General features: G+C 44.8%; 15 protein-coding genes. 7 read left to right on the forward strand and 8 right to left on the reverse strand.

Annotated features, from left to right (window positions below; all coding sequences use genetic code 11):
• Position 1: 1 nt before the first annotated feature.
• From BFW96_RS07610 to BFW96_RS07620, 3 genes are all read right to left on the reverse strand, one after another.
• Positions 2–1,228, reverse strand: a complete 1,227-nt coding sequence (locus BFW96_RS07610; protein ID WP_069839097.1) for a metallophosphoesterase family protein — start codon at positions 1,226–1,228, stop codon at positions 2–4.
• Positions 1,229–1,334: 106 nt separating this feature from the next.
• Positions 1,335–2,594, reverse strand: coding sequence for an ABC transporter permease (locus tag BFW96_RS07615; protein WP_069839098.1), 1,260 nt, complete (start codon positions 2,592–2,594; stop codon positions 1,335–1,337).
• The gene (locus BFW96_RS07620; protein WP_040083572.1) at positions 2,587–3,483 is read right to left on the reverse strand and encodes an ABC transporter ATP-binding protein; all 897 of its coding nucleotides are present in this window, start codon (positions 3,481–3,483) and stop codon (positions 2,587–2,589) included. Before BFW96_RS07620 ends, BFW96_RS07615 begins: the two co-directional genes overlap by 8 nt.
• A gap of 128 nt (positions 3,484–3,611) precedes the next feature.
• Between BFW96_RS07620 and BFW96_RS07625 the strand changes: the two genes are divergently transcribed.
• Positions 3,612–3,797: a YhzD family protein gene (locus BFW96_RS07625; protein ID WP_014663389.1), complete on the forward strand. Its 186-nt coding sequence runs from the start codon at positions 3,612–3,614 to the stop codon at positions 3,795–3,797.
• Between the two features lie 20 nt (positions 3,798–3,817).
• Here the strand turns inward: BFW96_RS07625 and BFW96_RS07630 are convergent, their stop codons facing one another.
• Positions 3,818–4,585, reverse strand: a complete 768-nt coding sequence (locus BFW96_RS07630) for an enoyl-CoA hydratase (RefSeq protein ID WP_069839099.1) — start codon at positions 4,583–4,585, stop codon at positions 3,818–3,820.
• Positions 4,586–4,749: 164 nt separating this feature from the next.
• Between BFW96_RS07630 and BFW96_RS07635 the strand changes: the two genes are divergently transcribed.
• The 3 genes from BFW96_RS07635 to khtU all read left to right on the forward strand — a co-directional run bounded on the left by BFW96_RS07635 (position 4,750) and on the right by khtU (position 6,873).
• Entirely contained in the window at positions 4,750–5,088 is a 339-nt protein-coding gene (locus BFW96_RS07635; RefSeq protein WP_014663387.1) for a hypothetical protein, read from the forward strand.
• A 63-nt stretch (positions 5,089–5,151) separates the two neighbouring features.
• Entirely contained in the window at positions 5,152–5,649 is a 498-nt protein-coding gene (gene khtT / locus BFW96_RS07640; RefSeq protein ID WP_014663386.1) for a K(+)/H(+) antiporter subunit KhtT, read from the forward strand.
• Positions 5,650–5,655: 6 nt separating this feature from the next.
• Positions 5,656–6,873 (forward strand): K(+)/H(+) antiporter subunit KhtU, encoded by a 1,218-nt coding sequence (khtU, locus tag BFW96_RS07645; protein WP_069839100.1) that lies wholly within the window; start codon positions 5,656–5,658, stop codon positions 6,871–6,873.
• 17 nt (positions 6,874–6,890) lie between these two features.
• On the opposite strand, the gene BFW96_RS07650 is transcribed toward khtU, so the two are convergent.
• Together BFW96_RS07650 and BFW96_RS07655 are read right to left on the reverse strand one after the other, a co-directional pair.
• Entirely contained in the window at positions 6,891–8,396 is a 1,506-nt protein-coding gene (locus tag BFW96_RS07650; protein ID WP_069839101.1) for a coproporphyrinogen III oxidase, read from the reverse strand.
• A 111-nt stretch (positions 8,397–8,507) separates the two neighbouring features.
• On the reverse strand, positions 8,508–9,374 hold the full coding sequence (locus BFW96_RS07655; protein WP_069839102.1) for a Cof-type HAD-IIB family hydrolase: 867 nt from the start codon (positions 9,372–9,374) through the stop codon (positions 8,508–8,510).
• Positions 9,375–9,859: 485 nt separating this feature from the next.
• Between BFW96_RS07655 and BFW96_RS07660 the strand changes: the two genes are divergently transcribed.
• Complete coding sequence (locus BFW96_RS07660; RefSeq protein ID WP_069839103.1) at positions 9,860–10,933, forward strand: DNA alkylation repair protein; 1,074 nt, start codon at positions 9,860–9,862, stop codon at positions 10,931–10,933.
• A 41-nt stretch (positions 10,934–10,974) separates the two neighbouring features.
• Here BFW96_RS07660 and BFW96_RS07665 read toward each other — a convergent pair whose 3' ends face one another.
• Together BFW96_RS07665 and BFW96_RS07670 are read right to left on the reverse strand one after the other, a co-directional pair.
• On the reverse strand, positions 10,975–11,328 hold the full coding sequence (locus BFW96_RS07665; protein WP_003224239.1) for a YlbF/YmcA family competence regulator: 354 nt from the start codon (positions 11,326–11,328) through the stop codon (positions 10,975–10,977).
• A gap of 92 nt (positions 11,329–11,420) precedes the next feature.
• Entirely contained in the window at positions 11,421–12,554 is a 1,134-nt protein-coding gene (locus BFW96_RS07670; protein ID WP_069149291.1) for a DUF445 domain-containing protein, read from the reverse strand.
• Positions 12,555–12,820: 266 nt separating this feature from the next.
• On the opposite strand from BFW96_RS07670, the gene spaC reads away from it, so the two are divergent.
• Both spaC and yheD read left to right on the forward strand, forming a co-directional pair.
• Positions 12,821–13,912: a spore coat associated protein SpaC gene (spaC, locus tag BFW96_RS07675; RefSeq protein ID WP_040083582.1), complete on the forward strand. Its 1,092-nt coding sequence runs from the start codon at positions 12,821–12,823 to the stop codon at positions 13,910–13,912.
• Positions 13,902–15,263, forward strand: a complete 1,362-nt coding sequence (yheD, locus tag BFW96_RS07680) for a spore coat associated protein YheD (RefSeq protein WP_069839104.1) — start codon at positions 13,902–13,904, stop codon at positions 15,261–15,263. Before spaC ends, yheD begins: the two co-directional genes overlap by 11 nt.
• The last annotated feature ends 52 nt before the right edge of the window (positions 15,264–15,315 follow it).

Consider the following 15,315-nt stretch of genomic DNA (forward strand, 5'->3'; position numbering starts at 1 on the left):
CTCATGGTTCAAGCACCTTAAGCTGCTTTTTCAATAAAATTTGTGCCTGTTCTTTTATTTCCTTTACTTCCTCTTGGCTAAACCGGTATGCATGCCTTCTATACATTGGATGCCGCTCAAGCCCTTCCAGCACGTCAGACAAATCGCTGCGATCTATGTCTTCAAATAAACCGCCAAAAAAAGGATCAAGATTTGTTACGTTAGCTTCGTTTTCTGTCTCATCATCCAATGCAAGAGGCCAAACGAACCGTTCCTCCTCCGCTTCTTGCTCCTGAAGCGTCTCAAGAAACTCTTCCAAGGTGCCTTTTGGCGCCTTCAGCAGCCATTCTGGCGCAGTTCCTTGTAAAACAAGCCTTACACAAACAGGGCTCCCCTTTTTTCGCAGCTTCGAAAACGTGTCCTCCACCATTTGGAAGAGAACGGTCATATTCTTTGCCTCCGTCACATCTACCGCTGCTTTTTCCCACAGGACATCATGCGCTCTCTGAAATTCATAAGATATTTCTCCGTTTGTCACATCAACGAGATAATAGCCTTTTTCTCCCGTCTCCTTCATATGGCGTGCTTGCGTGTTTCCCGGGTAAATGACTGCCGGGTGCTCGGCAGATAGAACCTGGCGTTTATGTATATGGCCAAGCGCCCAATAATCCATCCCGCTTTTCACGAGGTCATCATGTGTAAACGGGCAATACGGATCGTGTCCTTCAGATCCAGACAGCGTGCCGTGGAGCATACCGATATGAAACGGTGCGTCAGTTGATCTCCGATAGCGGGCGGCTTGGTTTTCCGTCACGGCTCTGGCCTGATAGCTGAAGCCATAAATGCTCGCTATGCGCCTGCCTTCTTTAAAAAACGATTTTTCTTCTGGAACAGCGGACGAAAAAATATGGACATTCTCAGGCCATTCAATCGGCGTCCAATCCCCGCCAAGATGATCGTGATTCCCAAAGATGACGTACACCGAAATTCCGCACTCTCTGAGTCTTTCAAACTGCTTTTTCAAAAAGAGCTGGGCCTTTAAGCTTCGGTTGGCTTCGTCAAACAGATCCCCCGCCAGCAAAATGAAATCAACGTGTTCTCTCATTGCGGCGTTTATTATATGTCTCACGCTTGCAAACGTGCTTTCTTTAATCCGCGCAAAAATCGGCTCCGGCAACTGCGATATTCCGTAAAACGGGCTGTCAAGATGAAGATCTGCCGCATGAATAAAGGTTAGATCAGTCAACATTCTGCTCCTTTCCAGGATGAAGTACCCTTATTTTAGCACCGAATTCTTGCGAATGCACGTTCTGTCAATAAAGAAACAGCCTGAGAATCCCCAGGCTGTTTTCCAATCAGTTTTTCGCTAAACGAAGCGCTTGTTTGATCGCTTTGAACGCGCTTGAATTGCTGTAAATCAATACACCGCCTTTATAAATTCTGGCGCCGATAACGGCCAGTATGACAATGGTGAGCAGTGTGATTCCGATTCCGGCTGCCGCCTGCCAGATTGGAATATCAAGCATGCCGACGCGCAAGAACATAATCATTGGCGTAAAGAACGGAATAAACGAAGTTACCGTAATAAATCCTGCGTCAGGCGCATTCAATCCGAACATCGCGATCATAAAACCCGCGACAACCAAAAGCGTCATCGGCGTGATCGTTTGCTGCACGTCTTCTATCCTGCTGACAACGCTGCCGAGAAACGCGGCGAGTGTCGCGTATAAAAAGTATCCGAGCAAAAAGAAAATGACAGCATAGATGACAGTCGTTGCTGATACGTCAGTCAGATTAAGGAATCCGCCGACAGATGATGCCGTTTCGCTCTTTTGGTTCAGCTTAAGAGACAGAGAGCCGGCTCCGATAATGATAGCAAGCTGTGTGATCCCTACAAGCCCGATACCGAGCAGCTTTGCAAACATTTGCTGGATCGGCGGCATGCTTGAGATTAGGATTTCCATGACCCGCGAAGATTTTTCAGTTGCGACCTCCATCGCAATCATGCTGGCATACATAATCACTGAAAAATAAATGACAAACAGCATAATGTAAACAAGCCCTACCGTCTGGCCAAGCTCTTCCTCAGACTTCGCTCCTTCTTTCAACGCCTTCTGCCCCACAGTAACGGGCGCATAAAGGCTGCTGATCGTTTCCTGCGACACGCCGAGCTCCGCCGTTCCGACAGCCGTTTTGGTTTGGGTCAACGCCTGCTGCAGCGTTTGATACGTGCTTTCATCAGAAATCGTTAATGCTTTATATGTTCCTGAAATGGTCCCTTTTTCATCTCGTTTGATGATGAGCATGCCATCGAACGCTTCATCTTTGACTTGCTTTGTGACCTCATCCTCCGATTGCTTCGACAGCTTCACCTCAAGATCGCCGTCTGTATCCACCGCTTTCAGCTGCTTTGAAAAAATAGGATATAATTCGTTTGTTTCATCAATAACAGCGATTTTTTCTTTCGCATCGTCACCTTGAAACAAAGAAATGATCGACTCCAGATTCGTTACAGCTAAAACAAGCAGCACCGTGATGACAGTCGAAATAATAAAGGATTTTGCCATAATCTTATTTTTGTATGTATGAGAGAGCATGATCCAAAATTTATTCATAGACGGCCCCCACCTTTTCTATAAAAATATCATGCAGTGACGGCTCTTCAAGCTCAAATTTTCTGATAAATCCTTTTCCCTGAAGCATCGCAAAAATCTCTTGAGAGATGTCTTCATTGGCGATCTGCAGCTTGACGCCGTCGGCCGTTTCCTTCCATTGAAGAATACCCTCATGAGACTGCAAAAAGCGCAGATCGTCATCGGAGTGAATGGTAACATTCTTTTTACCGAAGGAGCGCTTTATCTCCTTCAGCTTGCCTTGCACGACCGGTCTTCCTTTCTGCAATATGCAAAGGTTCTCACAGAGCTCCTCCACATGTTCCATCCGATGGCTTGAAAATAAAATAGAAACGCCGCTGTTTTTCAGCGAGATCACAGCCTCTTTTAACAGCTCAACATTGACAGGGTCCAGGCCGCTGAAAGGTTCATCAAGAATCAGCAGCTCCGGCTTATGCAAAACTGCCGAAATGAATTGGATTTTCTGCTGATTCCCCTTTGAAAGCTCTTCCACCTTCTTATTCTCGTAATCTGTAATATTGAAGCGTTCAAGCCATGTCCCAAGCTCTTTTACAGCCTCCCGCTTCTCCATCCCTTTTAATCTGGCGAGATAGACAAGCTGATCCTTTACCTTCATTTTCGGATAAAGACCCCGTTCTTCCGGCAAATAACCGATTTTGTTGCTGATATGATAATTCACAGGACGGCCCTTCCAGCTGATTGAGCCCTCCGTAATGCTTAATAATCCTAGGATCATGCGAAACGTCGTCGTTTTTCCCGCTCCGTTTGCGCCTAACAAACCGAACATTTGCTGTTCCGGAATATCTAAGTCCAATCCGTCAACAGCTTTGTAATCTCCGAATGTCTTCGTTACGTGATCAATTGTAAGCACCGAATCTCCTCCTTCCCTGACCCATTATATACTAATTTTGGATGAAACATAATAGAGGATTTTCATTTCCTGGTTAGAATATAAATGAAGAAAGACTGATAAATCATGAAAAATGGAGGAGAAACCTGATGGCTGATTATTTCCTAACCGTTTTTGATCCTTCGGGGAACACTCTGGTAAACGAGCGATTCGAGGCGGAAAATGAAGAAGCGGCTAAAACGCATGGTGAAGTTATCTTAAAAGAAAAAGAGCTTCACAGTCATACTCATCGTTTAGTCAATGCAGCCGGAAAGCTGATTTTGTTTCACAGATGATCAGCTTTCCGGCTGATCTGTTACGCTTGAAACTTCGGTTCCCGTTTCTCTAAAAAGGCACGGATTCCTTCTTGATGATCCTTGGTCATTCTCATTTTCTCTTGGGCGCTGCGCTCAAGAGAAAGCACCTTTTTCAGTTCTTCAAGATGGAGGCTTTGAAAGATGCCTTTCGTTTCGATCATCGCCAAAAGAGGTGAAGCCAACAGGGTTTCGATAATGGGTCTTGCACCTTCGGCAGGATCTCCGGTAAATGTTCCATCTAGAAGCCCCATATCGGCAGCTTCAGAGGAAGATAGTTTTTTCCCGCTCCAAATCAGCTTTTTCGCTTTTGCTTCGCCGATTCTTTTCTTCAGCAAATAATGTCCGCCGCCGTCCGGAACAAGCCCAATGCCAATAAAATTCATCGCGAGAACGGCGTTTTTTTCAGCGAGCACAATGTCCGCACAAAGCGCCAAACTCAGGCCCAGCCCCGCAGCAGCACCGTGAATGGCTGCAATTGTCACTTTCTTCATCTGGTATAACTTCAGGGTGACAGCCTCAATCGTATCCATCAGTCGTTTAAATTGATCAGGTTCATGCTCTGACGTCATCATCCTGATATCACCGCCGGCGGAAAAGCCTTTCCCGCTTCCTCTCAGGAGAACAATGAGCGCCTCGCTTGCAGCCGCCATTTCGACTGCCTCCTTCAATTCAGCCAGCATCTGTTCATTCAGGGCGTGATGGGCATCAGGGCGATTCAGGATAATCTCCGCAACAGCCCCATCACATTCATATTGAATAAACTCCATATGAAGCACCTCCATGTATACGCTTTCTTTTTTCTTTCTCCTATACATTCCCCGTCATCCCCAAATAAACCTTCATATTTTTCAAGGTCAATAGATACTGAAAAATGCATATTGTTTGAATGAACACATAAAGTTTTATATAGTGAAAAAGAAGGGATATCTTGATGGGAAAGGAGGAAAGAAACATGGATAAATTGCTGATCAGTTTTCTGTTAAGTTTATTTATGGTGTACTTTCCCCCTTCGGACGTGGTTCTGCCTTCCCAGCTTGAAGCAAGCTCTGACAGCTATGTGCCTATGTCTTCATATCCGCAGGAAACACAATCGGCAAAAACACCGTCGCCGGGCAGCGTGCACCCTGCTGAGCTGATCAACGCGTACAGCCCGCTGTCGCACTCTATCAGGCAGCTCTCTGTCAAGCCCCTTGACGAACCGCTGATAAACAGGCTGGAAAAAGCTTTTGCCGCCCCTGTCAAATACCAGTCTAATTACCTCCGAATATAATTTGCTCAAGTTTTATTTGTAACTCACCCCATCTTGCCAACACGACATTCGGAGGGATTTTCATTGAATATTAAAGAAAACGATCTGCCGGGCATCGGCAAAAAGTTTGAAATCGAAACGAGAAACCGCGAAAAAATGACGATAATCATTCATGATGACGGAAGAAGGGAAATTTACCGGTTTAATGACCGAGACCCGGATGAGCTCCTTTCAAATATTTCATTGGATGATTCTGAGGCAAGGCAAATTGCAGCTATTCTCGGAGGCATGGTCTATAAACCGCAAGCTCTGGAGTCCATCGAAATGGCCTTCAGCGATCTTATTATTGAATGGTTTAAGGTCGAAAAAGGCGCCAAATCGATCGGGCGCACACTCGGAGAGCTTGATGTCCGCCAGAACTACGATGTCACTGTGATTGCCATCATCAAACACAATCAGGAAAAGCTCCTAAATCCCGGAGCCGATTCGATTATTGAAGAAAATGACACCCTTGTCCTCTCAGGTGAGAGAAAGCATCTGAAGAAACTGATTCACGATTTTCTTTCTGGAGAGGGCGTGTGAGCGCCGATGGACCATCTTGTATTTGAAGTCGGAACTGCACTTGTGCTTGTCGCAATCGCCAGTGTGATCGCCAACAAAATTAAATTTTCAATTATTCCATTTCTGATTGTGCTGGGCATGCTGGTTGGGCCGCACGCGCCGAAAATGGGAATTATTGATCTTACATTTATTGAAAGCAGTGAAATCATTGAGTTTTTCGGGCGAATGGGCGTACTGTTCCTCCTCTTCTATCTCGGGATCGAATTCTCCGTCGGGAAATTAATCAAATCAGGAAAATCAATTGCGGTCGGCGGAACGATTTATATCTTGATTAACTTCACCCTCGGGCTGCTTTACGGGTTTATCACCGGGTTTTCCTTTCTGGAAGTCCTCGTCCTCGCAGGCGTCATCACAATCTCGTCAAGTGCGATTGTCGCAAAAGTGCTCGTTGATTTAAAAAGAACCGCCAATCCCGAGACCGAACTGATTCTCGGCATCATTATGTTTGAAGATATTTTCCTTGCCGTATATCTGTCGGTTGTTTCCGGCCTTGTGCTAGGTGATGCGACATCCGTAGGGAGTGCGCTCTTGTCCATTTTGATCGCCTTCGGTTATATGCTGCTGTTTTTTATCGCAGCCAGAAAACTCCCGCCGCTGTTGAATAAACTGTTGGACATTCGCTCAAATGAAGTGTTTATTATTGTCATTTTCGCAGCGCTCTTTTTTATCGCCGGATTTTCAGAGACGATCCATGTAGCGGAAGCCATCGGCGCGCTGCTGCTCGGTTTGGTCTTTTCAGAAACAGAGCATTCCGATAGGATTGAGCACCTTGTCATTCCGTTCCGCGACTTCTTCGGTGCGATGTTCTTTTTCAGCTTCGGCCTCAGCATTGATCCGTTTTCGCTCGGTGAAGCGGTTTGGCTTGCGTTAGGTGCAGTGATTTTGACCATTGTGGGAAACTTTATCGCCGGAATGGTCGCAGGACGACGCGCAGGGCTTTCTCATAAGGCTTCATCCAATATCGGGCTTACGATCGTATCACGGGGAGAATTTTCGATTATCGTTGCGAATCTCGGAATAGCCGGCGGACTGTCAGCCACATTAAAGCCGTTTGCCGCATTATATGTCCTCATTCTAGCGATTTTGGGACCGCTTGTAACAAAGGAATCAAAACGGATTTACCGCTTGCTGAACAAGGTATTTAAATGGAAGCCTGATGTTCAGCCCGCAAAAAAACAGGGATAAAAAAAGCAGCACTGTGATCAGTGCTGCTTTGTCGTTTTCTCAAACATCTGCTCTAAATATTTGATTTTTTCGTCCGTGTAGTGCTCGAAGCGCTCATTATACGATTTCGGATCTTTCGGATTCGCAAAATGTGTGATTTTCCCTGTATCCCGATCAATAAATTTACTGGCAGCTCCGCAGCCGATGCCGATAATCGTCTGCACCTCTTCCATAATCATAATGTTGTAGATGCTTTCTTGCCCAGGCAAAGAGTATCCGACGTTTTCAAGGTTTCCAAGAATGTTTTTCTGGCGGTATAAATAATAGGGCACGTACCCATGCTCTTTCGTCCAAGCTACCGCGTCTTCCATCATTTGAGAAACCTCTTCCCTGCCGGCGACTTTGTACTTATGCTTGTTTCTCGTCATTTCTGACGCCCGTTTAAAAGAAAGGGTATGAACGGTCAGGGATTCCGGCATCAGCTTTTCCGTTTCTGAAAGACTGTGCCTAAACTCCTTCACGCCTTCCCCAGGTAAACCGATAATCAAGTCCATGTTGATATTATTCATGCCGTGCTCGCGTGACAGATGATATTTCTCAATGGTCTCTTCAACCGTATGGTGCCTCCCGATCGCCTTTAGCGTTTCGTTTTCATAGGATTGCGGATTGATGCTGATCCGGTCAATGTCATATTTGTTTAAAACGGCAAGTTTTTCTTCTGTGATCGTGTCAGGGCGGCCGGCCTCCACCGTAATCTCGCGAATGTTTTTCACATCCGGGAAGGAGCGGACCATTTCTTCATACAGCAGATCCATTTCTTCCGCTGTAATGCTTGTCGGCGTTCCGCCGCCAAAGTAAATGGTTGTCACCTTAACATCATGCTCCTTCAGCCATTCACCGATTTTCTGCATTTCGTAATGCAGCCCCCATAAGAATGAGCCGACTCTGCCCGCCTGTCCTTGAATGGCGTACGCAGGGAATGTGCAATACGCACATTTTGTCGGGCAGAACGGAATGCCGATATAAATGCTGACTTCATCCTTTACGCGGTACAAATCCGGAACTGCCGCCAGCTGACGGTCAACAATTTCCTGCATGAGCTTGATTTTTTCATCGTGAATTAAATAGTCTTTTTTCAATTCAGCATGCGCTTGCTCCTTGGGCATTCCGCTTTGCAGCTTTTTATGAAGCAACTTTGTGGGCCGGATTCCTGTGAGGATTCCCCACTTCTGCGTGATGCCCGTGTGCGCCTGAAGAAGATTGAGATACACATAAGACATTGTGTTTTTCACTTGCTTAAAAGCTTCTTTTTCATTCAAGCCGGGAGAAAAGGATTTTGTATGCTGCTCCTTTATGCCCGTTCCCTTTACTTCTCCCGAAACCGTCACATGCTCATTCGTTTGTGAGAACGCTAAAGAAATGACAACATCTGCGGGCTCGTCTCCGCCATACACAAGCTCGCACTCTTCATAAAACAAATTTGCAATATTTTGCAGAGGCCGATGCAAGCGGTCATCATGTATGCCTTCTATTTTTATTTGCAACTTCATCACCTAATTTATCAGATTCAAAACTTTCTTTAGTGTACAGAAATAAACCGCTAAAATCAATCAGGCAAAAAAGCCGCCGCACCTATTAGGGCGCGAGCGGCTTTTTTACACACGTTTCATGTGGAACTTATCAAGAAACCCTTTTCGCTGCTGCATTCGGAAATATTCCTTCATCATGTAAGCGACACCTTGCTCGTCATTGGACCTTGTGACCCAGTCTGCCTTTCTCTTCAGTTCCGGCACGGCATTCCCCATCGCTACCCCAAGACCGGCAAGTTCGATCATCGGCAGATCGTCATACTGATGCCCAATGGCCACGACATCCTCCATATTCAGGCCCAGTTCTGAAGCGACAAGGGCCAGACCCGCTTCCTTCGAGACGCCTTTCGGAACGATATTCAGCTTCTCATCGTTCACGCGAATCACATCAACCGCAGGGAAAGCTTTTGTAATCGTTTCTGTAATGTCATGCTGAATGTCGTGCTCCGTGTACACCTCGATGACGGGTGCGCTCACTGGCTCATCCATGAGGAGATCGCTTAATGATTCCACGAACTGGACTGGATAAAAGATCGGGTCAGACGGATGAATAAGTGCTTTCCCCAATAAATTCGAATTGACCTTCTTCTTGTTTCCGATGGAATACTTTTCGTGAAGAAGCCGAATATTGCATTGGTAGCTCTCCAATACTTGAACAATGTTAAAGGTATGATCATCAGAAATTCTTTTTTCAAAATACGGGGCGTCTATTTTCTCAGCGATATATGCCCCGCTATGGGTGATCAGCTTGGCATCAAGCTTTAGCGATTTCGCTATTTTCTGTGCTGAACGAAAGTGGCGGTTGGTCACGAGTGTGACGTAAATCCCTTTTTTCTTTACATATTCAATGGCGTCTTTCGTTGCCTGATGAATCTTCCCGTTCGACCGAAGCAGCGCTCCATCTATATTTAAGGCAAGCAATTGTTTTGACACAGAGATGTCCCCCTCCTTGATGACTGTACTTGTGTATAGGATATGACCCTGTCTCTGTGTTTAGAACAACCTTTTCTTAAAGCAAAAAAAGCCTGGCTCAGCAGACTTTATGTATGGCTTGTTGATAGGATACGATCGAAGCAGCCATTCTCCCTAATATCGTTATTTCGATTTACGAAAAATCATGTATCAGGAACCCCTTGTTTGACCAATGATGCGCTCCGAACACTTACTCTCTGTTGCTTATCCCCTCAATATAACGGCATGATATGCGACCGTATCCATTTGAAATAGGTAAGTGTAGGCGCTTTCAATGCTATTATCTCAGTTTTCCTTACCGATGACAAGGGTTTTTTTAACTAAAAAAAGTAATCAGCTTTTGTATATCCCTGGTAGGACTCGTTGTTAATTATTGGGATTCACCATTTGATTTAGAACTTACATTCCCATACAATATAAATACTAAACGAAAGAGCGGTGTTGATATGGCTGATTTAAAAGAAATATTTAATGAAGAACTGTTAACTCGTTTGATCCATCATGTAAGGTCATCCTATCCTGACTTTAACAAAGACCAATTCAAGGATACGTTGCAGCTCGAAATCTGGCCTGAACTCACTTTAAAAGAGCGGATGCGCCGTATTACAGTTTCCTTATACGAAACTTTGCCAAAACAATACGTTGAAGCTCTGGCCATTTTACGGGAGACAGCTCCTCATTTTAAAGGACTCAGCGGAATTTTATTCCCTGATTATGTGGAGCAGTACGGGTTGGCGCATTGGGAAGAATCAATAAAGGCATTGGAATACTTTACACAATATTCGACCTCAGAATTCGCTGTAAGGCCTTTTTTGCTGTTAGACCAAGAAAAAATGATTGCACAATTGCATACATGGTCTGAGCATGAAAATGAACACGTGAGAAGACTTGCGAGCGAAGGAAGCAGGCCCCGCCTGCCATGGGGAAAATCGATACCGGCTTTGAAATCGGACCCTACGCCCGTATTGCCGATCCTTGAGAAGCTGATGCAGGACGAGTCCTTATATGTAAGGAAAAGCGTGGCCAACAATCTTAATGATATATCAAAAACGCATCCTCATTTGCTGCAAAAAGTCGCAGATCAATGGTACGGAACACATCCCCATACAGATTGGATTATCAAACACGCCTATCGTACCTTATTAAAAAAGGGTGATAAACAGGCCTTAGCGCTTTTTGGTTATGGAAATGCTGATTCGATACATCTACATGATTTAACATGTCAGCCCAGTCGGATAGCTATTGGCGAAAGCCTTGAATTTTCTTTCTATATTCATTCAGACAGGGATCAAAAAGTAAGAATTGAATACGCAATTGATTTTGTAAAAGCAAGAGGCCAGCGTCATCAGAAAGTATTTAACATAACAGAAACAAATATAAGAAAAAACGAAACGAAGTCATACACAAGAATCCAATCCTTCAAAGATCTGACTACCAGAAAGCATTACAAAGGAATCCATACATTATCAGTGATTATCAATGGAGAGGTAAAAGATTCATTGGATTTCCAAGTTGTCTGATGAATAAAAAATCCCTTCTTTTCCAAGAAGGGATTTACTGATTAGCCTTCAACACTGCCGTAAAGCTCTTCTAAAGGCTTCATAATGATTTTGTTCAATTCACCGATCAGCATGCTCATGCGCTGCTCCGCTTCCATCAGCTGAGAAATTTTTTCGTGCTGCTGTACAAGCGCAACTGTTTTTTGAGCTTGTGTCACTTCTTCTTGTGTAATTTCTTCCCCTGCCATTTGTTTTTGCTGCAGTCTAAGCTGCACATCACGGAAGTTTTCAAACATGCGCTTCGCTGATTCATCTGCGTTCACTTCGTCGTAAAGGTTTTTTAAACGGGTAAACTCTTCGCTCCCGCGTAATGCATTTTCCAGATCATACGCTACATCATAAAAATTAACAGCCATTGTAAATAGCTCCTTTCATCATTGCCGTTTGACATACCACTCCACTATAACAGACTATGGAGCTCCTTTCATTAATCAAAGACCATTTCTTCTTAAAATAGGATGACAAACAGTGCTTGAACCGCGCCTATCATTCCGCCAAGAAGGCCTCCCAAATAGGTAATCATTTTAAATTCTTTTTTTGAAATGGACAGCACCATTTCTTCAAGACGCTCCACCGGGAACTGATCCACCTGCTCCTTGACGATTTCCTCAAGACGCAACCGTTTAAAGACACTTTCAAGGTTGGCCGAAACCCCTTCAAGCAATTTGTCTAACAGTGCCGGCAGCATGTGCTGGGTCAGCTCAGATTCATAACGAACGGTAAGCGTCCCAATCGTATTGTCGAAGAAAGGGGCAGTCGAAAATGCTTGCAGCACGCTTCGTTTCAAACTGAAAATAAGCGCCCTTGCATTCCATTTTTCGTCTGCTTCATTAAACGTATACTCCCTCAGCTTGCCCCATTCGTTTTTTAAGAGATCAGAAAGCAATTTATTTGTTTCCTCATTCCGCAAAAATTTTAGCAGTTCCGGCAGCACGCGATCCGCCAAGCTTGAATTGCCGAGAAACATTTGCACCATGCTCCCAAGCATGCCGCGCTCTTTTAAAAAGTCATCAATCATATTGCCGAGACGCATTTTCCCTTCATCACTTTCAAAATAACGGACACTCCGTGACAATATATATTCTGAAATCATCGGAATCTTTTCTTCAAGCTTTTCCTGCGCCTCTAAAGGCACCAGCTCTTTTAACGATTGATTCCCGTATCGGCGGAAAAGCTCGTGCAGCTTATCATCCGTCCAGCTGCTGATCCATGCATCTGCCGCTTCATCAGGACGCTTCACCCCGGCTTTTTCAAGCGCCTCTTTGACTGTCACCTCAGAAAGTGACAGCTTTTGAATCAGCTGTTCCCCCACTTGAAGAGCCTTCGTTTTAGCGGCATCAGAGACGAGCCGCTTTTTAATGCCCTCAGGGGTCAAGAGATGATTGACCACCACCAGTCCCATTTGTTTTGCAAGCTCATCCCGCCGTCTCGGGATCAGCCCGGGCGTAAAAGGAACTCGTTTCCCAAACAAATAGTACGCTTTATACGGCCTAAACAGCATTTGAATTGCTAAATGATTGGTCACCGCTCCAATGGCAGCACCGATCACGATCATAAAAATAAAGGTTCCTGCAATACCCATTCCTATTCATCTTCCTCCATCTGTGCTTCAGCTTTTTTCATATAGATCATGTACCTATACGTATTATAGAGGCTCATGCAATCACTTAGCAAACAAGGAGACAAATTCCTGTTCTCAGAAAATCAGCTTGTTCTTTTGGAATAGGGCAAGGTAAAGAATCGTAATCTGTAAAGTAGAATACTGTCAGCTGCGTTCGTCCTGAATGTTTTTACCGTAAAGCTGCTGACACCCGCCGGCAGCTTTTGAATAAAAGGGGGAGTCTCATCATGATAACACTCGGTTTTATGTCCTTATCCCGCCAGCATGAAGCGGATTATTCCGCAGAACTGGCCAAAAGAGCACCCGAATTTGGCATACGTTTCGTTCGGTTTACACCATTTGATATTTTACCTGACACCTTGCGTGTCAAAGCATCGGCCTATCATTCCGCCAGCAGCACATGGAACGAAACTGAAATGGCGATTCCAGATTATATTTATGATCGCTGTTTTTACGGCAAGGATTCACATTCCCAAAAAGCAAAACCGATCGTTGAGTGGCTTAAAAAATATCCGAAAACGGAATTTATCGGGCGGGGTCTTCCCGATAAGTGGACCGTCCTTCACGATTTGCAGCAGAATTCTGTAATCAACCCCTATATTCCGGAAACAATGAAGGTAAGCCGCTATGAACAAATTCATTCCTTTTTATCCAAAGAAAAAGCCTGTATCCTTAAACCGGCATTCGGCGCAGGAGGCAGAGGCGTGATTCTTTTGAAGCTGGGCAAGAAAAACATCACCGCTACTTATCACATCGGAAAGGATAAGCAGACAAAAACGTTTTCCAACCAGACTTCTTTTAAAACGTGGTGCAAAAAAGTGCTTCAGCATCAATATTTGCTTCAGCCTTACTTAAACATTCAAGATAAGGAACAATACCCTTGTGATATTCGCCTGTTTATGGAAAAAAACGAAGCAGGTGAATGGAATACAGTCGGCAAGGCAGTGAGACGCGGATATAAACACGGGCTGCTGGCCAATTTGTCAGGCGGATCTGATGCGCTGACATTTGACTCATGGTTTGAGGATATACCGAAAAAACAGCAAGTGGTCTTACTGGATGATGTGTTTTCGATTACCCAATCGGTTCCGTATTATCTTGACGAGCGCTACGGGCCGCTGTTTGAACTTGGTCTTGATATTTGTCTTGCGAAGGACGGGAGAATTTGGATTTTAGATATCAATTCCAAACCGGGCAGGAAGTCAATCCTGCGTGTCTCTCCCGAGCAAAAAGAACAGCTGTACACTTGTCCTCTAAAACGCTGCCAGTACCTGTTTTCTGAGCAAAGCCAGAAAGGAGTTCTTCCGCGTGAATCGTAAACGGTTTTTGATCGGCATAGACAAAACCAGTGAAAATACCCTGTTTCTGCCCTCTTCGCTGAAGCAAGACGGACTTTTGCATGCCGCGTTCGGAACGAAGGTTGTCAGATGCCACGTTGCTTACAGACGGCATCTGGAACAAACCGTGCTTCTCTCTGAAAATCTGTTTCATGAGCTTTTGCTCCCCCACCGAAGCCGGGCCGATATACTGATTCATGATCATACAGTGCATATCGGGCCGTTAGTCGGCATCTTTACGGCAGGGTTTACGGTATCTCTTGAGCGTCCTTTTAAGGATCGTTCCCTCTTTTTTTCTAAGCTTGTCACATTACATGAGCAAGCCGGAGGCTACTGTTTCGTTTTTGGCGCACATCAAATCAATTGGGAGGAAGGCACGATTGAAGGCCTCCTTTACAGGGAAAACGGCTGGGTGAAAAAAATCGTTCCATTGCCGAACGTCGTTTATGACCGTTTGCCTAACCGAAAAATTGAAGATTCTCTTCTCTTGCAACATACAAAAAAGAGACTGATCGATGAATATCAAATCCCATGGTTTAATAAAACGTTTTTCAATAAATGGAGCGTTCATCAATTGCTCGAAAAAGATCCGAGAACAGCTCCTTTTTTGCCTCGATCCGAGCTGACACCGTCTGTAGAGCTGATCGATGAGCTCTGTGATGCATACAAAAAAGTCTATATCAAACCAGCAAACGGAGCACTCGGCACCGGCATTTATCAGCTGACAAGGACAGATGAGAGTCTGACGGTGAAGCACACGAATGACGCCAAAACATTTACTTCCATTGGTTATCCTGATGCCGCCGCTTTTCTTGCAGAATTTCAAAAACAGCACAGCCCATCTGACTTTCTCATTCAGCAAGGTGTTGATCTCATCGAATTCCAAGGCAAACCAGCGGATTTCCGTGTCCATACCAATAAAAACAGAAAAGGGAAATGGACAGTAACAGCAATAGCCGTAAAAATTTCCGGAGAGAACAGCATAACAACACATCTTTCTAACGGCGGCACTGTAAAGACACTTGCGGAAGTATACGATGATCCCGCTGAAAGAGTTGAAGTCATTAAAAAGCTTTCTGCAGCGGCGCTGACGGCAAGCCATGTGCTTCATGATCATATCGAGGGGTTTATCGGCGAGATCGGTTTCGATTTTGGCATTGATCAGAACGGTAAAGTATGGATGTTTGAAGCAAATTCGCGCCCGGGCCGGAGCATTTTTTCTCATCCAAACTTGCATCATGTTGATTCTTTGACAAAACGAAGAAGCTTTGAATACGCGTCTTATTTATCTGAGAAGGCAATCACATCCCCTGAAGCACTGTGGCCTTCGTAACCTGTCCGCTTTTTTAATAAAGCGGGCTTATCTTTATCCAAAGCTGGGACAA

The sequence above is a fragment of the Bacillus sp. F56 genome (genome assembly GCF_001748205.1).
Lineage (GTDB): Bacteria > Bacillota > Bacilli > Bacillales > Bacillaceae > Bacillus > Bacillus stercoris.

Bases quoted from the DNA above. Each gene is read 5' to 3' on its own strand.
- BFW96_RS07630 (WP_069839099.1), bottom strand. From the start codon at position 4,585: ATGGAGTTTATTCAATATGAATGTGATGGGGCTGTTGCGGAGATTATC.
- khtU (WP_069839100.1), top strand. From the start codon at position 5,656: ATGGACCATCTTGTATTTGAAGTCGGAACTGCACTTGTGCTTGTCGCA.
- BFW96_RS07625 (WP_014663389.1), top strand. From the start codon at position 3,612: ATGGCTGATTATTTCCTAACCGTTTTTGATCCTTCGGGGAACACTCTG.
- spaC (WP_040083582.1), top strand. From the start codon at position 12,821: ATGATAACACTCGGTTTTATGTCCTTATCCCGCCAGCATGAAGCGGAT.
- BFW96_RS07610 (WP_069839097.1), bottom strand. From the start codon at position 1,228: ATGTTGACTGATCTAACCTTTATTCATGCGGCAGATCTTCATCTTGAC.
- BFW96_RS07660 (WP_069839103.1), top strand. From the start codon at position 9,860: ATGGCTGATTTAAAAGAAATATTTAATGAAGAACTGTTAACTCGTTTG.
- BFW96_RS07615 (WP_069839098.1), bottom strand. From the start codon at position 2,594: ATGAATAAATTTTGGATCATGCTCTCTCATACATACAAAAATAAGATT.
- BFW96_RS07670 (WP_069149291.1), bottom strand. From the start codon at position 12,554: ATGGGTATTGCAGGAACCTTTATTTTTATGATCGTGATCGGTGCTGCC.
- BFW96_RS07635 (WP_014663387.1), top strand. From the start codon at position 4,750: ATGGGAAAGGAGGAAAGAAACATGGATAAATTGCTGATCAGTTTTCTG.
- BFW96_RS07665 (WP_003224239.1), bottom strand. From the start codon at position 11,328: ATGGCTGTTAATTTTTATGATGTAGCGTATGATCTGGAAAATGCATTA.